The 22,340-nt window shown below is 62.4% G+C and carries 21 protein-coding genes; 10 read left to right on the top strand and 11 right to left on the bottom strand.

Features of this window, described 5'->3' with window-relative positions:
- Positions 1–32 precede the first annotated feature (32 nt).
- On the bottom strand, positions 33–1,670 hold the full coding sequence (locus SNL23_RS20300; protein ID WP_318303264.1) for an AMP-binding protein: 1,638 nt from the start codon (positions 1,668–1,670) through the stop codon (positions 33–35).
- A 145-nt stretch (positions 1,671–1,815) separates the two neighbouring features.
- Here SNL23_RS20300 and SNL23_RS20295 point away from each other — a divergent pair, with 145 nt between their 5' ends.
- From SNL23_RS20295 to SNL23_RS20275, 4 genes are all read left to right on the top strand, one after another.
- Positions 1,816–2,979 (top strand): isovaleryl-CoA dehydrogenase, encoded by a 1,164-nt coding sequence (locus SNL23_RS20295; RefSeq protein WP_076014201.1) that lies wholly within the window; start codon positions 1,816–1,818, stop codon positions 2,977–2,979.
- A 14-nt stretch (positions 2,980–2,993) separates the two neighbouring features.
- A complete protein-coding gene (locus tag SNL23_RS20290) occupies positions 2,994–4,601 on the top strand; it encodes a carboxyl transferase domain-containing protein (protein ID WP_318303263.1) in 1,608 nt (535 codons plus the stop codon).
- A gap of 133 nt (positions 4,602–4,734) precedes the next feature.
- Entirely contained in the window at positions 4,735–5,541 is an 807-nt protein-coding gene (locus tag SNL23_RS20280) for a gamma-carboxygeranoyl-CoA hydratase (protein WP_318303262.1), read from the top strand.
- Positions 5,538–7,475, top strand: coding sequence for an acetyl/propionyl/methylcrotonyl-CoA carboxylase subunit alpha (locus SNL23_RS20275; RefSeq protein ID WP_318303261.1), 1,938 nt, complete (start codon positions 5,538–5,540; stop codon positions 7,473–7,475). The genes SNL23_RS20280 and SNL23_RS20275 overlap by 4 nt, the downstream gene beginning before the upstream one ends.
- On the opposite strand, the gene SNL23_RS20270 is transcribed toward SNL23_RS20275, so the two are convergent.
- Positions 7,472–8,119, bottom strand: coding sequence for a LexA family protein (locus SNL23_RS20270; RefSeq protein WP_318303260.1), 648 nt, complete (start codon positions 8,117–8,119; stop codon positions 7,472–7,474). The two genes, SNL23_RS20275 and SNL23_RS20270, sit on opposite strands and share 4 nt — an antisense overlap.
- A gap of 130 nt (positions 8,120–8,249) precedes the next feature.
- Between SNL23_RS20270 and SNL23_RS20265 the strand changes: the two genes are divergently transcribed.
- Positions 8,250–8,612, top strand: a complete 363-nt coding sequence (locus SNL23_RS20265; RefSeq protein ID WP_076014207.1) for a DUF6124 family protein — start codon at positions 8,250–8,252, stop codon at positions 8,610–8,612.
- 466 nt (positions 8,613–9,078) lie between these two features.
- Positions 9,079–10,230 carry a M14 family metallopeptidase gene (locus tag SNL23_RS20260; protein ID WP_167663101.1) on the top strand — a complete coding sequence of 384 codons (1,152 nt, stop codon included), beginning with the start codon at positions 9,079–9,081 and terminating at the stop codon, positions 10,228–10,230.
- Between the two features lie 55 nt (positions 10,231–10,285).
- On the opposite strand, the gene SNL23_RS20255 is transcribed toward SNL23_RS20260, so the two are convergent.
- Together SNL23_RS20255 and SNL23_RS20250 are read right to left on the bottom strand one after the other, a co-directional pair.
- On the bottom strand, positions 10,286–10,825 hold the full coding sequence (locus SNL23_RS20255) for a cytochrome b (protein WP_076014209.1): 540 nt from the start codon (positions 10,823–10,825) through the stop codon (positions 10,286–10,288).
- Positions 10,822–11,904 carry a catalase family peroxidase gene (locus SNL23_RS20250; RefSeq protein ID WP_076014210.1) on the bottom strand — a complete coding sequence of 361 codons (1,083 nt, stop codon included), beginning with the start codon at positions 11,902–11,904 and terminating at the stop codon, positions 10,822–10,824. Before SNL23_RS20250 ends, SNL23_RS20255 begins: the two co-directional genes overlap by 4 nt.
- A 171-nt stretch (positions 11,905–12,075) precedes the next feature.
- On the opposite strand from SNL23_RS20250, the gene SNL23_RS20245 reads away from it, so the two are divergent.
- Entirely contained in the window at positions 12,076–12,582 is a 507-nt protein-coding gene (locus SNL23_RS20245) for a sigma-70 family RNA polymerase sigma factor (protein ID WP_076014211.1), read from the top strand.
- Positions 12,579–13,331, top strand: a complete 753-nt coding sequence (locus tag SNL23_RS20240; RefSeq protein ID WP_318303258.1) for an anti-sigma factor family protein — start codon at positions 12,579–12,581, stop codon at positions 13,329–13,331. Before SNL23_RS20245 ends, SNL23_RS20240 begins: the two co-directional genes overlap by 4 nt.
- Here the strand turns inward: SNL23_RS20240 and SNL23_RS20235 are convergent.
- The 7 genes from SNL23_RS20235 to SNL23_RS20205 are packed head-to-tail and all read right to left on the bottom strand — an operon-like array spanning position 13,328 to position 19,668.
- Positions 13,328–14,311 (bottom strand): Csu type fimbrial protein, encoded by a 984-nt coding sequence (locus SNL23_RS20235; protein ID WP_412104247.1) that lies wholly within the window; start codon positions 14,309–14,311, stop codon positions 13,328–13,330. The genes SNL23_RS20240 and SNL23_RS20235 overlap by 4 nt on opposite strands.
- A 16-nt stretch (positions 14,312–14,327) precedes the next feature.
- Positions 14,328–16,718 carry a fimbria/pilus outer membrane usher protein gene (locus SNL23_RS20230; RefSeq protein ID WP_076014213.1) on the bottom strand — a complete coding sequence of 797 codons (2,391 nt, stop codon included), beginning with the start codon at positions 16,716–16,718 and terminating at the stop codon, positions 14,328–14,330.
- Between the two features lie 41 nt (positions 16,719–16,759).
- On the bottom strand, positions 16,760–17,545 hold the full coding sequence (locus SNL23_RS20225; RefSeq protein ID WP_167663097.1) for a fimbrial biogenesis chaperone: 786 nt from the start codon (positions 17,543–17,545) through the stop codon (positions 16,760–16,762).
- 26 nt (positions 17,546–17,571) lie between these two features.
- Complete coding sequence (locus SNL23_RS20220) at positions 17,572–18,072, bottom strand: Csu type fimbrial protein (RefSeq protein ID WP_442969515.1); 501 nt, start codon at positions 18,070–18,072, stop codon at positions 17,572–17,574.
- Positions 18,073–18,076: 4 nt separating this feature from the next.
- Positions 18,077–18,613, bottom strand: coding sequence for a Csu type fimbrial protein (locus SNL23_RS20215; RefSeq protein ID WP_076014343.1), 537 nt, complete (start codon positions 18,611–18,613; stop codon positions 18,077–18,079).
- An 18-nt stretch (positions 18,614–18,631) separates the two neighbouring features.
- A complete protein-coding gene (locus SNL23_RS20210; RefSeq protein WP_076014216.1) occupies positions 18,632–19,174 on the bottom strand; it encodes a spore coat protein U domain-containing protein in 543 nt (180 codons plus the stop codon).
- Positions 19,168–19,668: a Csu type fimbrial protein gene (locus SNL23_RS20205; protein ID WP_442969516.1), complete on the bottom strand. Its 501-nt coding sequence runs from the start codon at positions 19,666–19,668 to the stop codon at positions 19,168–19,170. The genes SNL23_RS20210 and SNL23_RS20205 overlap by 7 nt, the downstream gene beginning before the upstream one ends.
- Positions 19,669–19,888: 220 nt before the next feature.
- Between SNL23_RS20205 and zapE the strand changes: the two genes are divergently transcribed.
- Both zapE and SNL23_RS20195 read left to right on the top strand, forming a co-directional pair.
- The gene (gene zapE, locus SNL23_RS20200; RefSeq protein ID WP_318303256.1) at positions 19,889–21,004 is read left to right on the top strand and encodes a cell division protein ZapE; all 1,116 of its coding nucleotides are present in this window, start codon (positions 19,889–19,891) and stop codon (positions 21,002–21,004) included.
- Between the two features lie 10 nt (positions 21,005–21,014).
- The gene (locus tag SNL23_RS20195; protein ID WP_318303254.1) at positions 21,015–22,337 is read left to right on the top strand and encodes a leucine-rich repeat-containing protein kinase family protein; all 1,323 of its coding nucleotides are present in this window, start codon (positions 21,015–21,017) and stop codon (positions 22,335–22,337) included.
- The last annotated feature ends 3 nt before the right edge of the window (positions 22,338–22,340 follow it).

Raw genomic sequence — 22,340 nt, 5'->3', positions numbered from 1 at the left:
AGCCGTTACCGCAGCAACGGATATGTACACCATCAATCCTCCCCCTCCCCCAACTCCTCAATCATAATTTCCCGCATCCGAAACTTCTGAATCTTCCCCGTCACCGTCATCGGAAACTCATCCACAAATTTGAAATGCTTAGGCGTCTTGAAGTGCGCAATCCGACCCTTGCACCACGTCTGCAGCTCCAGCTCATTGGCCACATGCCCCGGATGAAACTTGACCCACGCCACAATCGCCTCACCATAGCGCTCATCCGGAATCCCGATCACCTGCACATCCGCCACCGCCGGGTGGGTGAAGAAAAACTCCTCCAACTCCCGCGGGTACACATTCTCGCCGCCACGAATAATCATGTCCTTGTTACGCCCGGCAATGCACACGTAGCCGTTTTCATCCATGGTCGCCAGATCGCCAGTGTGCATCCACCCCGCGTCATCAATGGCCTCCCGAGTGCCGTCGGGGTTGTTCCAGTAACCGAGCATCACGCTATAGCCACGGGTGCATAACTCACCCACCTGCCCCCGAGCAACCGTGTTACCCGCCTCGTCGATGATCTTGCTTTCCAGCTGTGGCTGGGTACGACCGACGGTGGTCACCCGCCGCTCAAGGTCGTCATCCGGCCCGGTCTGCAACGACACCGGGCTGGTTTCAGTCATGCCATAGGCAATCTGCACCTCACTAATGTGCATCTCGCTGATGACCCGGCGCATCACTTCGATCGGGCAGGTGGCGCCGGCCATGATCCCGGTGCGCAGGTGTGACAGGTCGAATTCAGCGCGGCGCGGGTGATCGAGCATGGCGATAAACATGGTAGGCACGCCGTAAAGCCCGGTGGCCTGTTCTTCGGCGACGGCGGTCAAGGTCAGCAGCGGGTCGAAACCGTCATTCGGGTAAATCATTGTGGTGCCGTGGGTGATACAGCCCAGGTTGCCCATCACCATGCCGAAGCAGTGGTACAGCGGCACCGGGATCACCAGGCGGTCTTGCGCGGTCAGGCCCAGGCTTTCGCCAACCATGTAGCCGTTATTGAGGATGTTGTGGTGACTGAGGGTGGCGCCCTTGGGGAAGCCGGTGGTGCCGGAGGTGTACTGGATGTTGACGGCTTGATCGAAGTGCAGGCTGGCCTGGCGGGTGTGCAGTCGCTCGGGCGGAATACCCGCGCCGAGCGCCGCCAATTGCGACCAGGGCGTGAACCCCGGGGGCGGGCTGGGATCCAGGCTGATGATGCCGCGCAGGTCGGGCTTCAATTCCTGCAGCATGCCGTGGTAATCGGAGGCTTTGAACGACCCCGCGCACACCAGCCACTGGCAACCGGACTGCTTGAGTACGTACTCCAGTTCGCTGCTGCGATACGCCGGGTTGATATTGACCAGAATCACGCCGAGCTTGGCGCTGGCAATCTGGCTGATGCACCACTCGGCGCAGTTGGGGGCCCAGATGCCCAGGCGGTCGCCGGTTTGCATCCCCATGGCCAGGAACGCACGTGCATGCAAATCAACCGTCTCTGCCAGTTGCCGCCAGGTATAGCGATGCGGTTGATGGCACACGACCAGGGCTTCGCCGTCGGGGTAGCGCGAAACCGTGTGATCGAAGGCTTGGCCGATAGTCATGGCCAGCAAGGCCTTGTCCTGAGAGCCACGGCTGTAGCTCTGATTCGATTGATCCATAACGACCCCTGTTGTCTTTTTTGTAGGTTGACGTAAACGTAAACTACGATTGACAGGCCTGCAACGCAAGTTTACGTTAACGTAAAGGTGATCGCCCTCCCCGGCGCATTGACCACACAAAAACAACGCTAGAAGGTGCCCGTCCATGAGTTACCCCTCCCTGAACTTCGCCCTCGGTGAAACCATCGACATGCTGCGCGACCAAGTGCAGTCCTTCGTGGCCAAGGAGCTGGCGCCGCGGGCTGCGCAGATCGACATCGATAACCTTTTCCCCGCCGACATGTGGCGCAAGTTCGGCGACATGGGCCTGCTGGGCATCACCGTGCCGGAAGAGTACGGCGGTGCCGGCCTGGGCTACCTGGCCCACGTGGTGGCCATGGAAGAGATCAGTCGGGGTTCGGCTTCGGTGGCGTTGTCCTACGGCGCGCACTCCAACCTCTGCGTCAACCAGATCAATCGCAACGGCACCCACGAACAAAAACTCAAGTACCTGCCCAAGCTGATCAGCGGCGAACACGTTGGCGCCCTGGCGATGAGCGAGCCGAACGCCGGTTCCGACGTGGTCTCCATGAAGCTGCGCGCCGATAAACGCGGCAGTGTGTATGTGCTCAACGGCAGCAAGACCTGGATCACCAACGGCCCTGACGCCAACACCTACGTGATCTACGCCAAGACTGACCTCGAAAAAGGTGCCCACGGCATCACCGCGTTTATCGTCGAGCGCGACTCGAAAGGCTTCAGCCGCAGCAACAAGTTCGACAAGCTGGGCATGCGCGGCTCCAACACCTGCGAGCTGTTTTTCGATGACGTCGAAGTACCGGAAGAAAACATCCTCGGCGCATTGAATGGCGGCGTAAAGGTGCTGATGAGCGGCCTCGATTACGAACGCGTGGTGCTCTCCGGGGGCCCGACCGGAATCATGCAGGCCTGCATGGATTTGATCGTGCCCTACATCCACGACCGCAAGCAGTTCGGCCAGAGCATCGGCGAGTTCCAGTTGATCCAGGGCAAGGTCGCCGACATGTATACCCAACTCAACGCCAGCCGCGCCTACCTGTACGCGGTGGCCCAGGCCTGCGAGCGCGGCGAGACCACGCGCAAGGATGCCGCCGGGGTGATCCTGTACAGCGCCGAACGCGCCACCCAGATGGCCCTCGACGCGATCCAGATTCTCGGCGGCAATGGCTATATCAATGAATTCCCGGCGGGCCGTCTGCTGCGTGACGCCAAGCTGTACGAAATCGGTGCCGGCACCAGTGAGATCCGGCGCATGTTGATCGGTCGCGAACTGTTTAACGAAACCCGCTGAACGGAGCGCGCACCATGGCTACCCTGCACACCCAGCTCAACCCGCGCTCGGCGGAATTCGCCGCCAACAGCGCGGTGATGCTCCAACAGGTCGACGCCCTGCATACCCTGCTCGCCCAAGTGCAGCAAGGCGGCGGCGCCAAGGCTCAGGAGCGGCATACGTCCCGAGGCAAACTGTTGCCCCGCGAGCGGATCAATCGCTTGCTCGATCCTGGCTCGCCGTTCCTTGAACTCAGCCAACTGGCCGCTTACCAGGTGTATGGCGAAGACGTGCCGGCGGCCGGGGTGATTGCCGGGATTGGTCGGGTGGAAGGCGTCGAGTGCATGATCGTCGCCAACGACGCCACCGTGAAAGGCGGCTCGTACTATCCACTGACGGTCAAAAAACACCTGCGCGCCCAGACCATCGCCGAGCAGAACCGCCTGCCGTGCATCTACCTGGTGGACTCCGGCGGCGCCAACCTGCCGCGTCAGGACGAAGTGTTCCCGGACCGCGAACACTTTGGGCGGATCTTCTTCAACCAGGCCAACATGAGCGCCCAGGGCATTCCGCAGATCGCCGTGGTGATGGGTTCCTGCACCGCCGGTGGCGCGTATGTCCCGGCGATGGCGGACGAAGCAATCATGGTGCGCCAGCAAGCCACCATCTTCCTCGCCGGCCCGCCGCTGGTGAAGGCGGCGACCGGTGAAGTGGTCAGCGCCGAAGACCTGGGCGGTGCCGATGTGCACTGCAAGATTTCCGGAGTCGCCGACCACTATGCCGACAGCGACGAACATGCGCTGGCCCTGGCCCGGCGCAGTGTGGCCAACCTCAACTGGCGCAAGCTGGGGCAATTGCAACAACGCACGCCGCTGGCACCGCTTTATAGCAGCGAGGAGCTGTACGGCGTGATCCCGGCTGACGCCAAGCAACCGTTCGATGTGCGCGAAGTGATCGCACGGTTGGTGGACGGCTCGGTGTTCGATGAGTTCAAGGCATTGTTCGGCACCACCCTGGTGTGCGGTTTTGCGCACTTGCACGGCTACCCGATTGCGATCCTGGCCAACAACGGCATCCTCTTCGCCGAGGCCGCGCAGAAAGGCGCGCACTTTATCGAACTGGCTTGCCAGCGCGGGATTCCGCTGCTGTTCCTGCAAAACATCACCGGCTTTATGGTCGGCCAGAAATACGAAGCCGGCGGCATCGCCAAGCACGGTGCCAAGCTGGTGACGGCCGTGGCGTGCGCCAAGGTGCCGAAATTCACCGTGATCATCGGCGGCAGCTTCGGCGCCGGTAACTACGGCATGTGCGGCCGCGCCTATGACCCGCGTTTCTTGTGGATGTGGCCCAACGCACGCATCGGCGTGATGGGCGCTGAACAGGCGGCCGGCGTTTTGGTGCAGGTCAAGCGTGAGCAGGCTGAGCGCGCAGGCCAGGGTTTCAGCAGCAACGAGGAAGCCGCGATCAAGCGGCCGATCCTCGACCAGTACGAAACCCAGGGCCACCCCTACTACTCCAGCGCACGGCTGTGGGACGACGGCGTCATCGACCCGTTGCAGACCCGCGACGTGCTGGCCCTGGCCTTGTCCGCCGCGCTGAACGCCCCTATCGAGCCGAGCCGCTTCGGCGTGTTCCGCATGTGACCTGTAGGAGCGAGCTTGCTCGCGATGGTCGTCAATGCTGACGCGGGCAGTCTGGATGAATACGGCGCCCTCAGGTTTTTCGCGAGCAAGCTCGCTCCTACAACATGCATCACATCATCATGGAGCTCCTTACATGAGCGATTTCAATACCCTCGAACTGGTCATCGACCCGCGTGGCTTTGCCACCTTGTGGCTCAGTCGTGAAGCCAAGAACAACGCGTTCAACGCCGAAATGATCCGCGAATTGATCATTGCCCTGGATCAGGTGCAAGGCGACCCGGCCCTGCGCTTCCTGGTACTGCGTGGGCGCGGCAAACACTTCAGCGCCGGTGCTGACCTGGCCTGGATGCAGCAGTCGGCTGAGCTGGATTACCACACCAACCTGGATGACGCTCGGGAACTGGCGGAGCTGATGTACAACCTCGCCAAACTGAAGATCCCGACGCTGGCGGTGGTTCAGGGCGCGGCCTACGGCGGTGCTCTCGGGTTGATCAGTTGCTGCGACATGGCAATTGGCGCCGATGATGCGCAGTTCTGCCTGTCGGAAGTACGCATTGGCCTGGCGCCGGCGGTGATCAGCCCGTTCGTGGTGCAGGCGATCGGTGAGCGGGCTGCCCGTCGCTATGCCCTCACGGCGGAGCGCTTTGGCGGTCAGCGGGCGCGGGAAATCGGGCTGCTGGCGGAAAGTTATCCCGCTGATGATTTGGACGTACACGTCGAATTGTGGATTACCAATCTGCTGCTCAACAGCCCGGCGGCCATGCGCGCCAGCAAGGACCTGCTACGGGAAGTCGGCCACGGCGCGCTGACGCCAGCGTTGCGTCGCTATTGCGAAAACTCCATCGCCCGGATCCGCGTCAGCGCCGAAGGCCAGGAAGGCTTGCGCGCCTTTTTGCAAAAACGCGCGCCCAATTGGCAGCCTCAGGAGCCGCGTTCATGAAGACGCTTACCACTGTATTGGTGGCCAATCGCGGCGAAATCGCCTGCCGGGTGATGCGCACCGCCAAGGCCATGGGTTTGACCACCGTGGCCGTGCACAGCGCCACGGACCGCGACGCGCGGCATGCCCGCGAAGCGGATATCCGCGTTGACCTGGGCGGCAGCAAGGCCGCCGACAGTTACCTGCAAGTCGACAAATTGATCGCCGCGGCCCAAGCCAGTGGCGCCCAGGCGATTCACCCGGGTTATGGGTTTCTTTCGGAGAACGCAGGGTTTGCCCGCGCGATTGAAGCGGCCGGGCTGATCTTCCTCGGCCCGCCCGCCTCGGCCATTGATGCCATGGGCAGTAAATCTGCCGCCAAGGCGCTGATGGAAACCGCCGGTGTGCCGTTGGTGCCCGGCTACCACGGTGACGCCCAGGACCTGGAGACCTTTCGCCAGGCGGCTGAGCGTATCGGTTACCCGGTGTTGCTCAAGGCCACGGCAGGCGGTGGCGGCAAAGGCATGAAAGTGGTCGAGGACGTCAGCCAACTGGCCGAAGCCCTGGCCTCGGCGCAGCGTGAAGCGCTGTCCTCGTTTGGCAACGCGCAGATGCTGGTAGAGAAGTATTTGCTCAAGCCGCGCCACGTGGAAATCCAGGTGTTTGCCGACCAGCACGGCCATTGCCTGTACCTGAATGAGCGTGATTGCTCGATCCAGCGTCGCCATCAAAAAGTCGTCGAAGAAGCCCCCGCGCCGGGCCTGAGTGCCGAGCAGCGCAAAGCCATGGGCGAAGCAGCGGTGCGTGCCGCCCAGGCCATCGGTTACGTGGGCGCGGGCACTGTAGAGTTTCTGCTGGACGCCCGGGGCGAGTTTTTCTTCATGGAGATGAACACCCGGCTGCAGGTGGAACACCCGGTAACCGAGGCAATCACCGGCCTGGACCTGGTGGCCTGGCAGATCCGTGTGGCTCAGGGCGAGCCACTGCCGATGACTCAGGAGCAAGTGCCGCTGCTGGGGCATGCGATTGAAGTACGTTTGTACGCCGAGGACCCGGCCAATGATTTCCTGCCAGCCACCGGGCACCTGGCGTTGTACCGCGAATCCACGCCAGGGCCGGGGCGCCGGGTGGACAGCGGTGTCGAGCAAGGCGACAACGTCTCACCGTTCTACGACCCGATGCTGGGCAAGCTGATTGCCTGGGGCGAAGACCGCGAGCAGGCGCGCCTGCGGTTGCTGGGGATGCTCGATGAGTTTGCCGTGGGTGGCCTGAAGACCAACCTGGGCTTTTTGCGGCGCATCATCGGCCATCCGGCGTTTGCGGCGGCTGAACTGGATACCGGGTTTATCCCGCGTTATCAGGATGAGCTGCTACCTGCACCAGGCGATCTGAGCGATGAGTTCTGGCAGGCAGCAGGCCAGGCGTTCATGCAGACCCAACCGAGCAGTGATTCCAGTTCGCCTTGGGCAGACATGCGCGGCTTTCGCGCCGGGTTGCCGGCCGAGGTTTCCCTGCATTTGAGCTGCAACGGCCAGGATCGCCTGGTGATGCTGCAAGCCGGCGTTAACCCGCCACAGTTGCGTGGCGAGCAGTTGCTGATCGACCAGCAAGGCGTACGCCGCTCCCATCTGGCGGTCCGCGAGGGCGGCCGTGTGTTTCTGCGTTGGGATGGCGAGGTGCATAGCGTCAGCCTGTTCGACCCGATTGCCGCCGTCGACGCCAGCCAGTCCCATCAGGGCGGCCTGACCGCGCCGATGAACGGCAGCATCGTGCGGGTGCTGGTGGAGGTCGGGCAAACGGTTGAAGCCGGTACGCAGTTGGTGGTGCTGGAAGCCATGAAGATGGAACACAGCATCCGCGCGCCCCATGCCGGCGTGGTCAAGGCGCTGTACTGCCAGGAAGGTGAAATGGTCGGTGAAGGCAGCGCCCTGGTGGAACTGGAAGCCGCGAGCTAAAACCTCGTGACCGCCTGCACCACCACGCCGATGATCCGGCATTCTTCGCTGAAGAGCATTTTCGGGTAGGTCGGGTTGAGCGGTACCAGGTAAAGCTGGCCGCTTTGCTTCACCAGTTTGCGCAAGGTCGCCTGGGGATTGAATGCCCATTGGGCCACCACTAGCTTGCCGGGTTCGACCTTGATGGCCGGGTCCACCAGAACCATCATGCCCTCGCGGATACTCAAGCCGCTGGGGGCAGCCATGGCATCACCGATCACCCGCATCCAGAACGCTTTGCCACGGGCGTGATAGTCGCTCATCTGGAAACGGGCAGCGTTGTAAGGCCGAGATTCTTCCTGCACTTGGTACGCTCCCTTTCCGTCGCTCAGCGGGTACCGGTAATTCGGGTTGTAGTGCGGCACTGGCTCCAATTCCTGCTCCACCGGTGCAAGCGCTTTTTCGCGAATCACCAGCGCCACCTCGAGATAATCGAGGCCCAGTTCCTGCATCACCCGGTTCATGTCGGCGAGGCTTGGCACCCGGCGCTTGTTCAGCCAGTGGCCGACTCCGCCCTGAGACATGCCCAGGCGCGACGCCAGTTGGTCCTGCGTGACCTTGCGGTCTTTCATGCTGGCCTTGACCAACGCTATCCACTTATCCATGGGGCCTGACAATACGTTGTGTAGTCACAACGACAATAAACAGTTTGTAGTAATCAATAAAACGCCATAAATACGATTAGTACTAATATCGGTTGCAGGCTTTCGACATCCACCCAGAGCACCGACCTTTATGACGACAACCCCGTATTCCCTGCCCGAAATCTGCGATGAAGACGAACTGCTGTTCATGCGCAGCAGCGGCGCCGCCCAGCGCGCACTGGACTATTACTTGAAAGAGGATGGCACGCCGCCCGCCGTTGACGACACCCTGTTCGCGGTCAAGCCAGGCATCAGCGACGAGGAAGCCCTGGTCCACGCCTCCGACCTGCTGCGCAGCGCTGCGGCCACCGCGTACGAATCGGCAAACAGCGCCCACGGCAGCAGCCGGGACCTGGCGTTTTCAGTGGTCTATTTGATTGATATGGCGAAGGTGATGGTGGAGCGGTCGCTGCGGGTTTCGGCGAGGGACACCGAACAGTCGGCCAGGATGTAACAGACGCGAAGGAAAAATATTTCTATCTGAGGGATAAAAACATTTGACTTGCAAATGATAATGATTATTATTGGACCTAGCTGATCGCGAGATCAGTCGATAGACCAAGAGACCTTAGGTCGGACTCTTGGAATATCTCCTCATCAGGCTAATCACGGTTTTTGACCCGGCTCTTTGGCCGGGTCTTTTTTTTGCCAGTTTTTCCTGGCGTGGCTTCAGGCTAATGAAGACTGTGTGTTGCTTGATGGCGCGCATGGTAGCAAAAGACCATCGCCAAAAGAAAGTCGATCGAGCGCTCTAGGCCGGTTCTTCCCAAAATAGCACTTGAGAATCAATCTCATAGATTCTAAGCTGCTGCGGCGTCAAGGACGACGCCCCCTCTATTCCCCGCAAAAATTGCATCCAGGCTTTACCCCGCTCCGGTGTAAAATGCCCGCCACAACACTCATATTCAGGCAACCAGACTATGACCGTGGCCTTGACCTCTATCAAGATCAGCACCGACTTCGACAGCGGCAATATCCAGGTGCTCGACGCCAGTGATGCCCACCAGTTGCTGCTGGCTATCAAGCCCGATACGCGCAGCCAGCACTTCCAGTGGTTCCACTTCAAGGCCGAAGGCATGCACGTGGGCCACACCCACACGTTCCGCCTGAGCAACGCGGGCCATTCTTCCTACAAGCACGCGTGGAGTGGCTACAACGCAGTAGCGTCCTACGACCATATCAACTGGTTTCGGGTGCCCACCCGCTTTGATGGCGAGACACTGCACATCACCCTCGAAACCCGTGAAAAACAAGCCTGGTTCGCCTACTTCGAACCCTACAGCCGCGAACGCCACGACTGGCTGATCGACCAGGCGCTGAACCGCGCCGGCACGCACTTGCTGGCCACCGGCAAAAGTGTCGAAGGCCGTGATATCCCACTGCTGCGCCGTGGCAAAGGCGAAGCCGGCAAGCGCAAGGTCTGGATCATCGCCCAGCAGCACCCCGGCGAACACATGGCCGAATGGTTTATGGAAGGCGTCATCGAACGCCTGCAACAGGACGGTGACACCGAGCTGAAAAAACTGCTGGCCGCCGCCGATCTTTACCTCGTGCCGAACATGAACCCCGATGGCGCGTTCCACGGCCATCTGCGCACCAACGCCATGGGCCAGGACCTCAACCGCGCCTGGCAAAGTGCGAGCCAGGAGATCAGCCCGGAAGTGCTGTTCGTGCAGCAGCAAATGGAAAAATACGGCGTCGACCTGTTCCTGGATATCCACGGCGACGAAGAAATCCCCTACGTGTTCACCGCCGGTTGTGAAGGCAACCCCGGCTACACACCGCGCATCGAGCAGTTGGAGAAACACTTGCGCAGCCACTTGAGCGGCCTCACCCGCGACTTCCAGACCGTGCACGGCTACACCCGCGACCTGCCGGGCGAAGCCAACATGACGTTGGCGTGCAACAGCGTCGGCGAGAAGTTCGATTGCCTGTCGCTGACCCTGGAAATGCCCTTCAAGGACAACGACGACGCGCCCAACCCCCTCACCGGCTGGTCGGGCAAACGTTCGATGCAATTGGGCAAGGATGTGCTGAGCAGCGTGGCGGATATCGTCGGCGTATTGCGCTAACCCTCCACTGTCCCCGACGACGGCGGCACCACGGCTGCCGTCGTCGGGCAAAGCTTCAGTCCTTGGTCCCGGTCATGCTTTGCAGCACGCCGTCACGCCGGATCAAACCGTGGAACAGCGCCGCCGCCAGGTGCAGCAGCACCGTCAGAAACAGCAAATAAGCCAGGTAACCGTGAGCCTTGCGCAACACCGCAAACAGCGGCGCATTCGCCCCCACCAGTGCCGGCAATTGCACCGAGTTGCTGAGCATCACCGGATCACCGGCCGCCGAAATCATCGCCCAGCCCAACAGCGGCAATACCAGCATCAACGCATACAGCACCACATGGGACGCCTTGGCCGCCAGCACTTGCCACAGCGGCAAGTCCGCCGGAAGCGGCGGCTGACGGGTGGAAAACCGCACCACCAAGCGCACGATCACCAGCGCCAGGATCGCAATCCCCAACGGTTTGTGCAGGTGGATCAGCCACTCGTGGCGTTCCGATACCGAGGCCACCATGCCCGCGCCGATAAACAGCATGGCGATGATCATCAACGCCATCAGCCAATGCAGCAGCCGCGCCAGTGGAGCGAAAAACCGGGGTTGGGCATTCATGGCTTCGACTCCTGAGGGGCGCTGTGCAACTGGCTGACTTCGCTGGTGCGACGCAGGTAGGAACTGGCGTACGCCGCCGAACGGGCAGCCAGCAGCGGGTCATTCGAGGCTTCGATACCGCTCGGCAGAACCAGTGGATCAAAGTTGATGTCGCGGCAATCGCCGTCCATTTGCGGCTGGCTGCTTTCCAGCACCAGGGTGCCGGCGTTCAATACTTTGTGCTCACCGGTCCAGGTCTTGCTGGCGTCATCCACCGGGTCTCCCGGGTTGGCCAGGGTGACGTTCAACTGCCAGCGCAGCGGCCCGGCCACCAGGCGCTGGGCCAGGTCTTTTTCGAGGAAATCGCTGCCGGCGGGCGCCGTGGCCCCCGCTGCATCCTGGCTTTGGGGCACGACGCCCCAGCGCACGGCCTGGCGTTGACCGCTGGCGTTTACCAGGTAGAACGCGTTGATCCCGTTATAGGTCTCGGTGGCGTAGCTGGCGGAAGGCTTGGCGGTCTTGACCCAGGCCAGGAACGGCGCGGTCTCGGGATGCGCCGCGAAGAACGCCGGCATACCTGCCGGGTTCGGCTTGCCAGTGGCCGGGTCAGGTGCGCCAGCCTTGAGCATCTCAAAGAAGGCCTCAGGCGTGCCCACCGGGAACACCGGCATGCTGTTCATCCCCGTGCGCCATTGCTGGCCGTTGGCCAAGCTGAATTGCAGGGCAAAACTGCGGATCGGCACGCTGCTGTCCGGCGCATACGGGTTACCGCTGGGCAGCGCAAAGCGCCCGATCACCGGGGTGCGCGCTTCGCTGAATACCTGGGCACTGGAGTACTGGCGCGCCTCGGGGCTGCTCTCGAAATAACCGGCCACGCACACGCCCTTGGCGTGGTTGCGACGGTAACCAGGGTGCAGGCCGTTGTTGGTTTCCAGGGCGTTGACCAAGGTTTTTGGGCGCAAGCGTTGTGGGTCGAGGCTGCCGTTAACGTAGGCAAACGCCCCGGCCACAACCGCAACCACCACGCCGATGCTGGCCAACCGAATTATCAGGCTTGCGGTGCTCAGCGGCGGACGGGGCGGTGATGAGTGATCTACCATGAAATAACTCCAGGGCCAGGGGCCTTGAGTGGGTGAAACATAAGGTCGGAACACTTGGGACGAACGCCAGCGCACTCTATTCCCTGGCCTGCTGTTTATTTTTATTGGCCTGGAATAACCTCCAACGCCGGACGTCTTCCTAGTCCCAGCGTAGTGACTAGCCAGAATCCCATGCACGAACTCGACGAACAGTTACGTGAACTCATCCCCAGGCTGCGGCGATTTGCCGTGTCCCTCACGCGTAACACCAGCAGTGCCGATGACCTGGTGCAGGCGAGCCTTGAACGCGCGATCATCAGTTGGGCCGACAAACGCCTCGAAGGCGACTTGCGCGCCTGGCTGTTCTCGATCCTCTACCGGCAGTTTCTCGATGCCCATCGACGTTCCCGGCGGTACACGCGCATGCTGGAATTTTTCACCGGCCGCGATGATTCGCAGCCGTCGGTCGAGCGCACCGTCATCGCGCAATCGACCCTGCAAGCCTTCGATAAATTGAACACCGAGCAACGTGCCCTGCTGCTGTGGGTTTCGGTGGAAGGCTTGAGCTACAAAGAAGTCGCCGACATCCTTGAGGTGCCCCTGGGCACCGTGATGTCTCGCCTGTCCCGCGCACGCCAGGCTCTGCGCCAGCTCAGCGACGGCGAAATCACCAGCCCTGCCCTGCGGATACTCAAATGATCAGCTTGCCTCCCAGCGAACGCGATTTGCATGCCTACGTCGATCACCAGCTCCTGGACGCTGACCGCCGCCAGCTCGAAACCTGGCTGGCAGCCCACCCGGACGTCGCCGTCCAGGTGCACGCCTGGCAACAGGACGCGCAGCACCTGCGGGCGTCCTTGAGCGGCTTGCTGCAACAGCCGGCCAACCCTGAGCTGGACCCGGCCCTGATCCGTCAGCGAGTCAAACGCCAGTCACGCCGCCATCTCGCGACGGCCGCCATGCTGTTGATTGCCGTCAGTGTCGGCGGGCTCGGTGGCTGGCAGGCCCGCCAGGCCACCCTCCTCGAGAGCATGGCGCCCATGAGCGACGCAATGCAGGCCTACCGCCTGTTTGCCCAGGACGGCATCCTGCCCGCCGACTACCACGTGCAAGGCGGTGGCGACATGCAAGGCTGGCTCGACCGTTACTTCAACCAGGCCTACCGCCTGCCGGACCTGAGCCAGGCCGGGTTCAAGGCGGTCAGTGGGCGCCTGCTCAGCACCGAACAAGGCGCCGCAGCCATGGTGCTGTATGAAGACCCCCAAGGGCGACGCATCAGTTTCTATATCCGTCCGCCGGGCCCGGAAAACAAATTTCTGCCCCGTGGCAGCCGCAGTGCCGACGGGCTGCAGGCCGAATACTGGTCGGGCGCGGGCTACAACTATGCGATGGTCAGCCCGCAAGACCCGTCGACCACGCAGATGCTCAAGCAGACGATGCGCTTTTAGAAACCTACATCCAGCACCACGTTGTCGACGTAGACGCCCGCCGGCGGTGTGGCCTGGTTGGTATAGATCGCCGCGTTGTAATTGAACACCTGGCTGCCGGTGCCCAGGCCATTCCCGGGATTTACCTCAGCCGTGGAGCTGGCGCGCCGGGCGGTGCTCACGCTGCCCCAGCGGGTGGTGGTGGCGCTTTTGAAAATGTCGTAATTCAGGAAATTGCTGCCAGAAACCATCCGCCGCTGCCCACCCACACTCACCGGGTTCTGGCCGTCGCTGATGCCCACGGTGTAGGCGCTGCCCTTGGTGCAGGCAATCGTGGCCTGCCCGGTCACATTGGAAAAACCACTGATCACCGGCGCGCTGCCGAAGCTGATGTTGGGCGCGGTGATCTGGCAGTCGTTGCTCACCGTCATGCTGACCGTCAGGGAAGATGTGCCCGAGCCGGAATCCCGGAAGACACACAGCGACCCAACCCCCAGCACCGAGCAATAGTTCCAGACCCAGGCGATGCTGAGTGTCTCCGTGTAGAGGCCGGCCGCCACGTTGCTGCCGGTGATCGAGCTCAGGTAAAGCGGCAAGGTCTTCGTGCCCGGCCCGGAAACCAGGCCAACGCTTTGGGCAATGCCCGTCGCGCCGAAATCGAATTGGGTGCCACGGTTGATCGGGTAACTGGTGCTGTTGTTGCCGTAAATCGTATAACCGATGACATCCCCGGTAGGGCCGACCATGCCGCTGGTGGCCGAGGTGATGGTTGCATAGAAGTGATCACTCGCTGCCAGCAGCGAAATCAACGTGGCCCCGCAGTTCAAGCCTGCGTTGGTGGTGGAACTGGTCTGGGGGGCGGTGCGCACCGTCATCGAACTGATCGAGCCAAAGCTGGCCGGCGACGTAGCTCCCGGCGCCGAACACGCGGCCATACCCTGTGCCGAAAACCCCAGCCCCGCCAGCCCCAGCAGTCCAACTATCCATTCCTTGCCCCTCACACTCACACTCCTTATTTCATTGGCAAACCAGCGGCCCGATCAGCGGCACCTGCTCCTCGTTGATATCCAGATCAAACGTTGCCTGGCAGGTACGGCCCTCACCCACAGTGACTTGCAAGGTGTTGTGGGCCGCCAGGTTCTCTAGGTACACCAGGCCCTCCCAACCCACCACCGCCCGCGCCCCGGTCTGCTCATGGCGAACCTGGCTGCCCAGGGGCAGGTCCTGATGCTGGGCATCCACCAGGGTGATACTGGCCGCGATCACCCGGCGCACCGGGAACTCCAGCAGGTAGCCGCTGCCGCGACGCACCGCCACGCGTTGCTCGACATTCGGGGTCTGCACGTTGACCGGTAGGTTCAGCGGGTCGATTTCATACTTGCCGCGGTAATAAGCGCTGCTCCACGGCACCAGCAGATGCCCGTTGCGATCGGTTTCACCCACCAACTGGTTTTCATAGAGCACCGGCACCCCGGCATAGCCGTCGGTGCTCACCACCACAAACGCGTCATTGACCCGGTTGGCCGCGAACACTTGCTTGTCCATCCACACCAGCGAGCCGCTGGCATCCGCCCAACGGGTCTCGGCGTCGCTGCTGCCATACACGCCTGCCTGCAATTGCACCGACTGCATGCGCCAGGTCAGGTCGGCCTGGCGATAGGCCGGCCCGTCGCCACTGGCATACCCCAGGTTGTAGCCAACGCCGCCTTCGGACGGCACCGCCCGGCTGTAGTTGACCCGCTGGCGACTCTCGCCGGCCTGGCTGCGCTCGTTGCTCAGGGCCAGGCTGCCGTAGATGTCAAACGGGATGACCAGCTGCGCCTGCATGGCCCAGTTGCTGTCACCGACCTCGCGGTTGGCCGACAGGTAGAAACTGGTGTTGCGCCACAGCTGTTTGCTCCAGGTGAGGTTCATCAGCCGGGTGCGGGAGTCATCGGCCGCCTGCACATCGAAATAGCCGGCACCGATGCTGCCGAAATCGTTGAGGTTCAGGCTCAGGGTCACCTGCTCACTGCGTTTGCTGAGGCTCGCATAAGGGGTGTCGACCAGGGTCAGGTCGGCGTACTGGTCGCGGCGCTCTACCCGCTGGTAAGACAGGCTGTAGCGTTGGTTGCTGTATTGATAACCGAAGCTCAGTTGCTGGCCGGTCTCGCCGTCAAACTGGCTTTGGCTGAGGGCCGTGTTGAGCACCCCGAAGTTGCCCAGCCGCACGTTGCCGCCGAGCCCGCCCAGGGTCAGGTCGCCCGAGGCTTCGGCATGGCTTTCCAGGGTGAAGTAGTCCGACACCCCGTATCGAAACGTGCCGCTGGCCACGCCGGGGCCGTAGCCAAAATCCCGAATGGTGTAGTCCCTGCGCAAATTACCGGCCGCCACCGAAAAGTCCGACAGGCCTTTTTGCAGCAAGGTACTGGTGACGTAGAACGGCACCGTGGTTGAAACCTGCCGACCCAACGCATCGGTGGTGACGACCACCGCTTCGCCGGCACCGTTGATAAACGGCACGTTGGTCAAGGTGTAGGGGCCTGGCTGCAGGTCGGCGCTGCTGGATTTGTAGCCGTTGATAAACAGGTCCACCGACGACGGCACCGCCGCCTCCCCGGCAAACTGCGGCAAGGGATAAGTCACCAGGTCCGGGCGTACACCGAAGTCTCGCGACACTTGCACCCCGCCCAGGCGCACCGAACTGCTCCACGGCAACGCGCCGCTGATCACGTCGCCCGCCTCGTAGGTCAGCAGGCGTTCATCGTCGGAAAAGCGCCAGGTGGTGTCATAGCGCCGGTAGCCATTGTCCAGGGTACTGCCGCTGGTCTGGCCGCCAAAGGTGGTGCGGTACTGGCCGGTATTGGACAACGTGCCCCACGTGTCGAACAACCGCACTTCGTTGAAGATACCCAGGTAAGTGCCGGCATCATCGGTGTCATTCAAGTAGGCGTCGTAGTTGAGCAATGCACCAAAACTGGTGAGCGCCTGGGTGCGCGGGTAGTTATTGCGGTTGCCGATGAACTGCGCCGGCAACCACGCCGGCGGTACTGTCAGCATCAGGCGCTGGCCCTGGCTGTCGTAATCGGTGTGCAAGTCGGGCACCTGGTCCAGTGCGACTTCAGTGGTGATGCCGGCCGGCAGCTTCATGCCGATATCCCGTAAGGTCGCCGCCGGCAAAAACAAGCCGCCGGCGCGTTGATCCACGGCGACCACCCGGCCGGTATCCAACTGGTTGACCACCAGTTCGAGGAACAACTGTGCATCGGCCACAGCCTCCATGTTGCTGGGGGGCGGCGGCAGCGGCGCGGCCATGCCAAGCGGCGCAAGCGCCAGGCCAGACAGGCCGCCCACCCACACCGATCGCCATCGAATACGAGCCCGTTCATGGCTCACCAAGGCATTGTGTCCATCAATGGACATCTCCATCCGTTAAGATCAAGGGCGACTCCATGCCCTATTCCATTGCGTTACCGTCCCGGTGCAAGGTTCTCCAGTTGCGTTGCGCCATTGACCCGTACCTGCAACGGCTGGTCGCCCGCGACACCTTCCGGCACCGGCCAGCGCATGGTTGCGCCCGGCAGCACGTAGCCCAGCAAGCCGTCCACCAGCGGCCGGGTTTGCCCGCCCTGCTTGAATGCCACATCGGTCAGCCGCGCATGCACGGCGCCCTGGTTGCGCATCTCCACATAGTTGCGCCCGCCCACCGTGACTTTCTTCCAGCTCAGCTCCGGCTTGCCCGCACCCTTGGGGTCGCGCTGGCGGGTCGCGTCGTCCTTGCTCCACAGGCCTGCGCCGTAGGCGAACAAGGGCACCGAATAGCGCATCTGAAAGCGGATTGCGGCGGCCGTCTTGCCATCGGCGGCAGGCGTTTCAGGCACGGCGCCAGGAATTTCGTCGATGATGATCCGATACGCCAGCTCCTGGCCCGGCGGTATTTCTCGCGTGCGGGTCAGGCGCACCAGTTGCTTCTGCCCCGGCTCGATCTTCGCCACCGGCGGGCTGCCGATCACGTCGCGCTGGTTCTGGTATTGCTCGTCGAAACCGCCCTGGCTCCAGGCAAATACCCGGATCTGCAGGTTGGCGGTCTCTGTACCGCGGTTCTCCAACCACAAGGCGCTGGCCTGTTGATCGGCTTCCAGCACCGGGTCAATGGGCCAGATCAGCACCGAGCTGGCGGCCTGGACCTGCCCGGCGCCCAATGCCACCAAGCCGATAAAACCCGCGACCCAATACCGCCGGGAAGCTGCAAACATAGATTCCACTCCTCATGCCAATCGCCTTACCAGGACAGCTGCACCTGCAGCACGTCGCTGTACGTCCCCCCAGGCTGATTACCCGGTAACACCACCCGGCCGTAAATCGGCAGGGTTATATTGTTTGCGTTGCTATAGGCCACGCTGACGCTTTGACTGATCCCCAGGCTCTGACTGAACGCCGCGTCCCGAAACAGCTGATACGCCACTTGGGCACTGCCGCTATTGAGCTGCATGCGCCGGCCACTGACGTTGTGCAAACCACCATCCACGGTCATGTTCAAGGTGACTCCCGGCGTGCACTGCAGCGTGACCCCGCCGCTCAGCGCCACCGACACCGTGCTGGTGGACAACGATGAATAGCTGCCGAACGCCAGGCTGCCGTAATTCGTGCCACCGCCCACCACCAGGCAGCCTGCGGCAATCGTCGCGCTGACCTGGATTGCCTGGGTAGTCACCGCCAGCAACGACAACGGCATCCCCCAACCCGTGAGGACCGCCAGCACCGCCCAGCAGGTCCGTTTCATGGCACTAGAACGTCAGTTGCACGGACACCGTATCGGTATAGGTACCGGCCGGCAGCCCTACCTTGCCCACGGCCTGGCCGTAGATATTCACGGTTTGCGCAACCCCCGTGCTCGCGCCTACGTTGATGGTTCCGTTGATCGCCAGGAGCGTCGAATGCCCGGTGTCGGTGTAGAAGTCATACGGCACATAGTTGGCAACACCGTCGTACAGCGCCCGGGTGCCGCCGGTGGACTGGCCGTCATGGGAGCCGGCGCCGACGGTGATCACCGGCGAGGTGCCCGACGAACACTGGATCGACAACGCGCCCCCGCCACCGCCCAGCACTTGGCCGGACTGGGTGGTGAACTGGCTGTTGGTGGTGCCGAAATTGATCGTACCGAAGTTCAAACCGGTGGTGCCGCCCACGCCGTTGACCAGGCAGCTGTTGGTCAGGATCAACGTGGAGCTGATCTGCCCGGTGACCGTGGTGGCCGCTTGGGCGCCCGACACCCACACCAGTGCGATTAATGGAAAAACTGCTTTAGATACAAGTGCATGCATGATGTCCATCCTCATGATTTACCAATCCAGAGTCACCGTCAGGGTGTCTGTGTAGATGCCGGCCGGTAGGGCCCTGGTATTCGCCACCACCGAGCCGAATACCGGGATCGGTACCTGTGCGCCCTTGGTCACGACGAAATTGCGTTGCTGGCCGATGCTGTAGGTGCTCAGGCCTGCGGGGTCGGCCGACAGCCGATACGGTATGGTTTGCCGGCCATTGCTCAGGCGCCGGGTGGTGCCATCGCCATGGGCGCCACCGTCGATGGTCACGGTGAAGCTGCTCACCACCGAAGGGTTGCAGGACACCGCCAGCGCCGCCTTGTCGCCATCACTGATGCCTGCGCCCAGGCCCTTGTCCCAGGTAGGCCCGTGGCTGCCGAAATCCAGCAAGGCCGAGCCGCCATCCGGGCTCACCGGCGCGCTTTCGGTGCCCTTGCTTACCTGGCAACTGGCGGTGATCACCAGCCGTGCATGAATCTGCCCGGCCACCGCCGCCTGGGCGTCCTCGGCCAGCAGCAACAGGCCGCCCAGCGCCACGCAGGCCAGGCCGCGGCTTACCATGTCACCGTCACTTTGAGCAGGTCGGAATAGCGGCCCACGGCGGGAATGTCCTTGAGCGGTTCGATGCGTCCGTAGAGGGGCAAGTCCACGGTGCCGGAGTCGGGCACGCGCCCACTCACCGGCACGTCCACAGCCAGGGGGATGCGGCGCGCGGCGTCGGCATAAATTCGGTAGGGGATGGGCTTGATCGAAGGGGTTGCGGCGCCCAGGTAACGCACTTCGCCGACGCCGCCATGCAGGCCGCCGTCGACACGCATCTGATACGGCGTGTCCGGGTTGCACTCAAGGCGTGGTTGGCGCTGGCTGATCAAGGCTGCACTCAACGGACCTGCCGGGTCATCCAGGCGGGCGCCGCTGCCAAAATCCAGCACACCGAGCTGCTCGATACCTGCTTCGCGCGTGGTGCCGACCAACTGGCACCCCCGCTGCACGTCGATGCGCACTTCAACCTGGAGCTGAGCGCCATAAACCGTGTTGCAGAGCATCGCGCTCATGATTGCCAAGACTGCTTGTCCCTTCACTGCCCCAAATCCTTATACAGGGGTGACTGCTGTGTATGAGGTTAGTCACTTGAGGGGAATCCGCCAGTCAAGTCGTTGTTTTGGATCCATTCAGCCATGCCTTTTCCAGATAGCTCACCCTGTGCTTCTCTATTGGTCAAACCGCAACCGGCGCTCTAAAGTGGGCGACCACCGAAACACAGAGTGACTGACATTGGCTGCTTTACCGCCCCTGCTCAAACGGTTGCTGGGTAAACCGGCGGCCACCGACGCCGACCCCGGCATCGCGACTTTTTTTCAAGGCAAGGCCCGGCAACAGGGCTATACCCTCAGCCCCAGCCAGTTGCAGGTCATCGAGACCATGGCCCGACAAACCGCGCACCTGCTGGCCGGGCGCCCTACCCGCAGCCTGTACCTGCACGGCGCCGTGGGCCGGGGCAAAAGCTGGCTGCTGGACGGGTTTTTCCAGGCACTGCCGATGGCCGAGAAGCAGCGCGTGCACTTCCACGACTTCTTCGCCCACCTGCACCGCGGCATGTTTACCCATCGCCAGCAGCGCGATGCCCTGGGCGTGACCCTGGATGAACTGCTCGATGGCTGCCGCGTGCTGTGCTTCGACGAGTTTCACGTGCACGACATCGGCGACGCGATGCTGATCAGCCGACTCTTCAAGGCGCTGTTCCGGCGCGGGGTGTGGGTGCTGGTGACCTCCAATTACCCGCCTGCCGGGCTGTTGCCGAACCCGTTGTACCACCAGCGATTCAAGCCGGTGATCGAGCTGATCAGTGCGCGCATGGACGTGATGGAAGTCAGTGCCCCCCAGGATTATCGCGGCCTGGCCCAGGCCCATGGCGATCAGCGCTTTACGGCAGGCCGGTTCGTCTGGCCCGGCACACCTGCGCAACGCGAGGCCCTGGGCCTGCCGTCAGCGGATCACCTACCACTGAGCCTGGCGGTCGGTGCCCGGCAACTGATTGCCCGCAGGCATCAGGGCCGCAGCATCGCCTTCACCTTCAGCGACCTGTGCGAACAACCGACCGCGGTCATGGACTACCTGCAACTGTGCCGCGACTATGACCATTGGATCATCGACGGCCTGCCGCATCTGGCGGAGTGCCCAATTGCCACCCAGCAACGGTTCATCAACCTGGTGGACGTGCTCTACGACCAGGACAAACACTTAGTGCTCATCGGCGAGCAGCCGCTGGAAGAATCCCTCAGTGGCCAGGCGATCGACTTGGCCCGCACCGCCAGCCGCCTGGGGCAGTTGCAGAAGATCGGGCCGCAACCCGCTATCATGAGCGCCATTCACGCCCCTATTGCCGAGTGACGCGCCGTTCATGGATACCCTTGCCCAACTCAAGGCCGGCCAATTGGCCGGTATCAAACGCCTGGACCTGTCCTGCGGACTGACCGAGTTCCCCCGGGAAATCTTCGACCTGGCCGACTCCCTGGAAATCCTCAACCTCACCGGCAACGCCCTCAGCAGCCTGCCGGATGACCTGCACCGCCTGCCCCATTTGCGTGTGCTGTTCTGTTCGGAAAACGCCTTTACCGAACTGCCGGAATGCCTGGGCCAATGCGCGCAGTTGAGCATGATTGGCTTCAAGTCGAACCAGATCAGCAGTGTGCCGGCGGCATCGCTGCCGCCACTGCTGCGCTGGCTGATCCTCACTGATAACCGCATCAGCCAGTTGCCGAGCGAGCTGGGTGAACGGCCGTTGCTGCAAAAACTGATGCTGGCCGGCAACCACCTGGAGCAGTTGCCGCCGAGCCTCGCCCAGTGCAAAAACCTCGAACTGATCCGCATCGCCTCCAACCGCCTGACCCGTCTGCCCGACTGGCTGCTGACCTTGCCGAGCCTGACCTGGCTGGCCTACGCCGGCAACCCGGTAGAAATGGCCGCGGAAGAGGCCCGGCATGACCCGACGCCAAACATTCCCTGGTCAGAATTGGTGTTGGACGACGTATTGGGCGAAGGCGCTTCCGGGATCATTCGCAAGGCGTCCTGGATCCCGCCAAACGGGCTGGCCAAGGCGGTCGCGGTCAAGCTCTATAAGGGCAGCATTACCAGCGACGGCTCGCCCCTGCACGAAATGCACGCCTGCATCGCTGCCGCACTGCATGCCAACCTGATCAAGGTAGAAGGCCGTGTCGTCGACCACCCGCAAGGCCAGGCGGCGCTGGTGATGCAACTGATCGAGCCGAGCTACCGCAACCTCGCGGCCCTGCCGAGCCTGGCGTCGTGCACCCGGGATATCTACGAGCCCACCACCCGCTTCAGCGCGGACGTGGCGTTGCGCATGGCCAGGGGCATCGCTTCGGTGGCGGCGCACCTGCATGCGCAAGGCATCACCCACGGCGATTTGTACGGGCATAACATTCTGTGGAATGAGGCCGGTGAATGTTTGCTTGGAGACTTTGGTGCCGCGTCGTTTCATGCCACGGTCGACAGCGAGGAAACCCGCGCGTTGCAGCGCATTGAAGTGCGGGCGTTTGGGGTTTTGCTGGGGGAGTTGCTGGAAAGGATTGATACGGGGTTAAGCGAGGAAAAGCGCGCGCCGCTGGAAGCCTTGCGGGATGACTGCTGCCAGCCGGATGTGCTGGCCCGGCCAGGGTTCGAGGAAATCACAACCCTGTTGCAGTCTTCTAAACACCGCTAAACC

Source organism: Pseudomonas sp. SED1 (genome assembly GCF_034044025.1).
Classification (GTDB): Bacteria; Pseudomonadota; Gammaproteobacteria; order Pseudomonadales; family Pseudomonadaceae; genus Aquipseudomonas.
This window is presented reverse-complemented; position numbering and strand designations above follow the sequence as displayed.

Excerpts from the sequence above, each read along its gene's own strand:
- SNL23_RS20265 (WP_076014207.1), top strand. The coding sequence starts at position 8,250 with ATGACGACAACCCCGTATTCCCTGCCCGAAATCTGCGATGAAGACGAA.
- SNL23_RS20295 (WP_076014201.1), top strand. The coding sequence starts at position 1,816 with ATGAGTTACCCCTCCCTGAACTTCGCCCTCGGTGAAACCATCGACATG.
- SNL23_RS20245 (WP_076014211.1), top strand. The coding sequence starts at position 12,076 with ATGCACGAACTCGACGAACAGTTACGTGAACTCATCCCCAGGCTGCGG.
- SNL23_RS20280 (WP_318303262.1), top strand. The coding sequence starts at position 4,735 with ATGAGCGATTTCAATACCCTCGAACTGGTCATCGACCCGCGTGGCTTT.
- SNL23_RS20215 (WP_076014343.1), bottom strand. The coding sequence starts at position 18,613 with ATGCATGCACTTGTATCTAAAGCAGTTTTTCCATTAATCGCACTGGTG.
- SNL23_RS20275 (WP_318303261.1), top strand. The coding sequence starts at position 5,538 with ATGAAGACGCTTACCACTGTATTGGTGGCCAATCGCGGCGAAATCGCC.
- SNL23_RS20220 (WP_442969515.1), bottom strand. The coding sequence starts at position 18,072 with ATGAAACGGACCTGCTGGGCGGTGCTGGCGGTCCTCACGGGTTGGGGG.
- SNL23_RS20290 (WP_318303263.1), top strand. The coding sequence starts at position 2,994 with ATGGCTACCCTGCACACCCAGCTCAACCCGCGCTCGGCGGAATTCGCC.
- SNL23_RS20260 (WP_167663101.1), top strand. The coding sequence starts at position 9,079 with ATGACCGTGGCCTTGACCTCTATCAAGATCAGCACCGACTTCGACAGC.
- SNL23_RS20300 (WP_318303264.1), bottom strand. The coding sequence starts at position 1,670 with ATGGATCAATCGAATCAGAGCTACAGCCGTGGCTCTCAGGACAAGGCC.
- SNL23_RS20240 (WP_318303258.1), top strand. The coding sequence starts at position 12,579 with ATGATCAGCTTGCCTCCCAGCGAACGCGATTTGCATGCCTACGTCGAT.
- SNL23_RS20255 (WP_076014209.1), bottom strand. The coding sequence starts at position 10,825 with ATGAATGCCCAACCCCGGTTTTTCGCTCCACTGGCGCGGCTGCTGCAT.
- SNL23_RS20250 (WP_076014210.1), bottom strand. The coding sequence starts at position 11,904 with ATGGTAGATCACTCATCACCGCCCCGTCCGCCGCTGAGCACCGCAAGC.
- SNL23_RS20230 (WP_076014213.1), bottom strand. The coding sequence starts at position 16,718 with ATGGAGATGTCCATTGATGGACACAATGCCTTGGTGAGCCATGAACGG.
- SNL23_RS20195 (WP_318303254.1), top strand. The coding sequence starts at position 21,015 with ATGGATACCCTTGCCCAACTCAAGGCCGGCCAATTGGCCGGTATCAAA.
- SNL23_RS20205 (WP_442969516.1), bottom strand. The coding sequence starts at position 19,668 with ATGAGCGCGATGCTCTGCAACACGGTTTATGGCGCTCAGCTCCAGGTT.
- SNL23_RS20210 (WP_076014216.1), bottom strand. The coding sequence starts at position 19,174 with ATGGTAAGCCGCGGCCTGGCCTGCGTGGCGCTGGGCGGCCTGTTGCTG.
- SNL23_RS20270 (WP_318303260.1), bottom strand. The coding sequence starts at position 8,119 with ATGGATAAGTGGATAGCGTTGGTCAAGGCCAGCATGAAAGACCGCAAG.
- SNL23_RS20225 (WP_167663097.1), bottom strand. The coding sequence starts at position 17,545 with ATGTTTGCAGCTTCCCGGCGGTATTGGGTCGCGGGTTTTATCGGCTTG.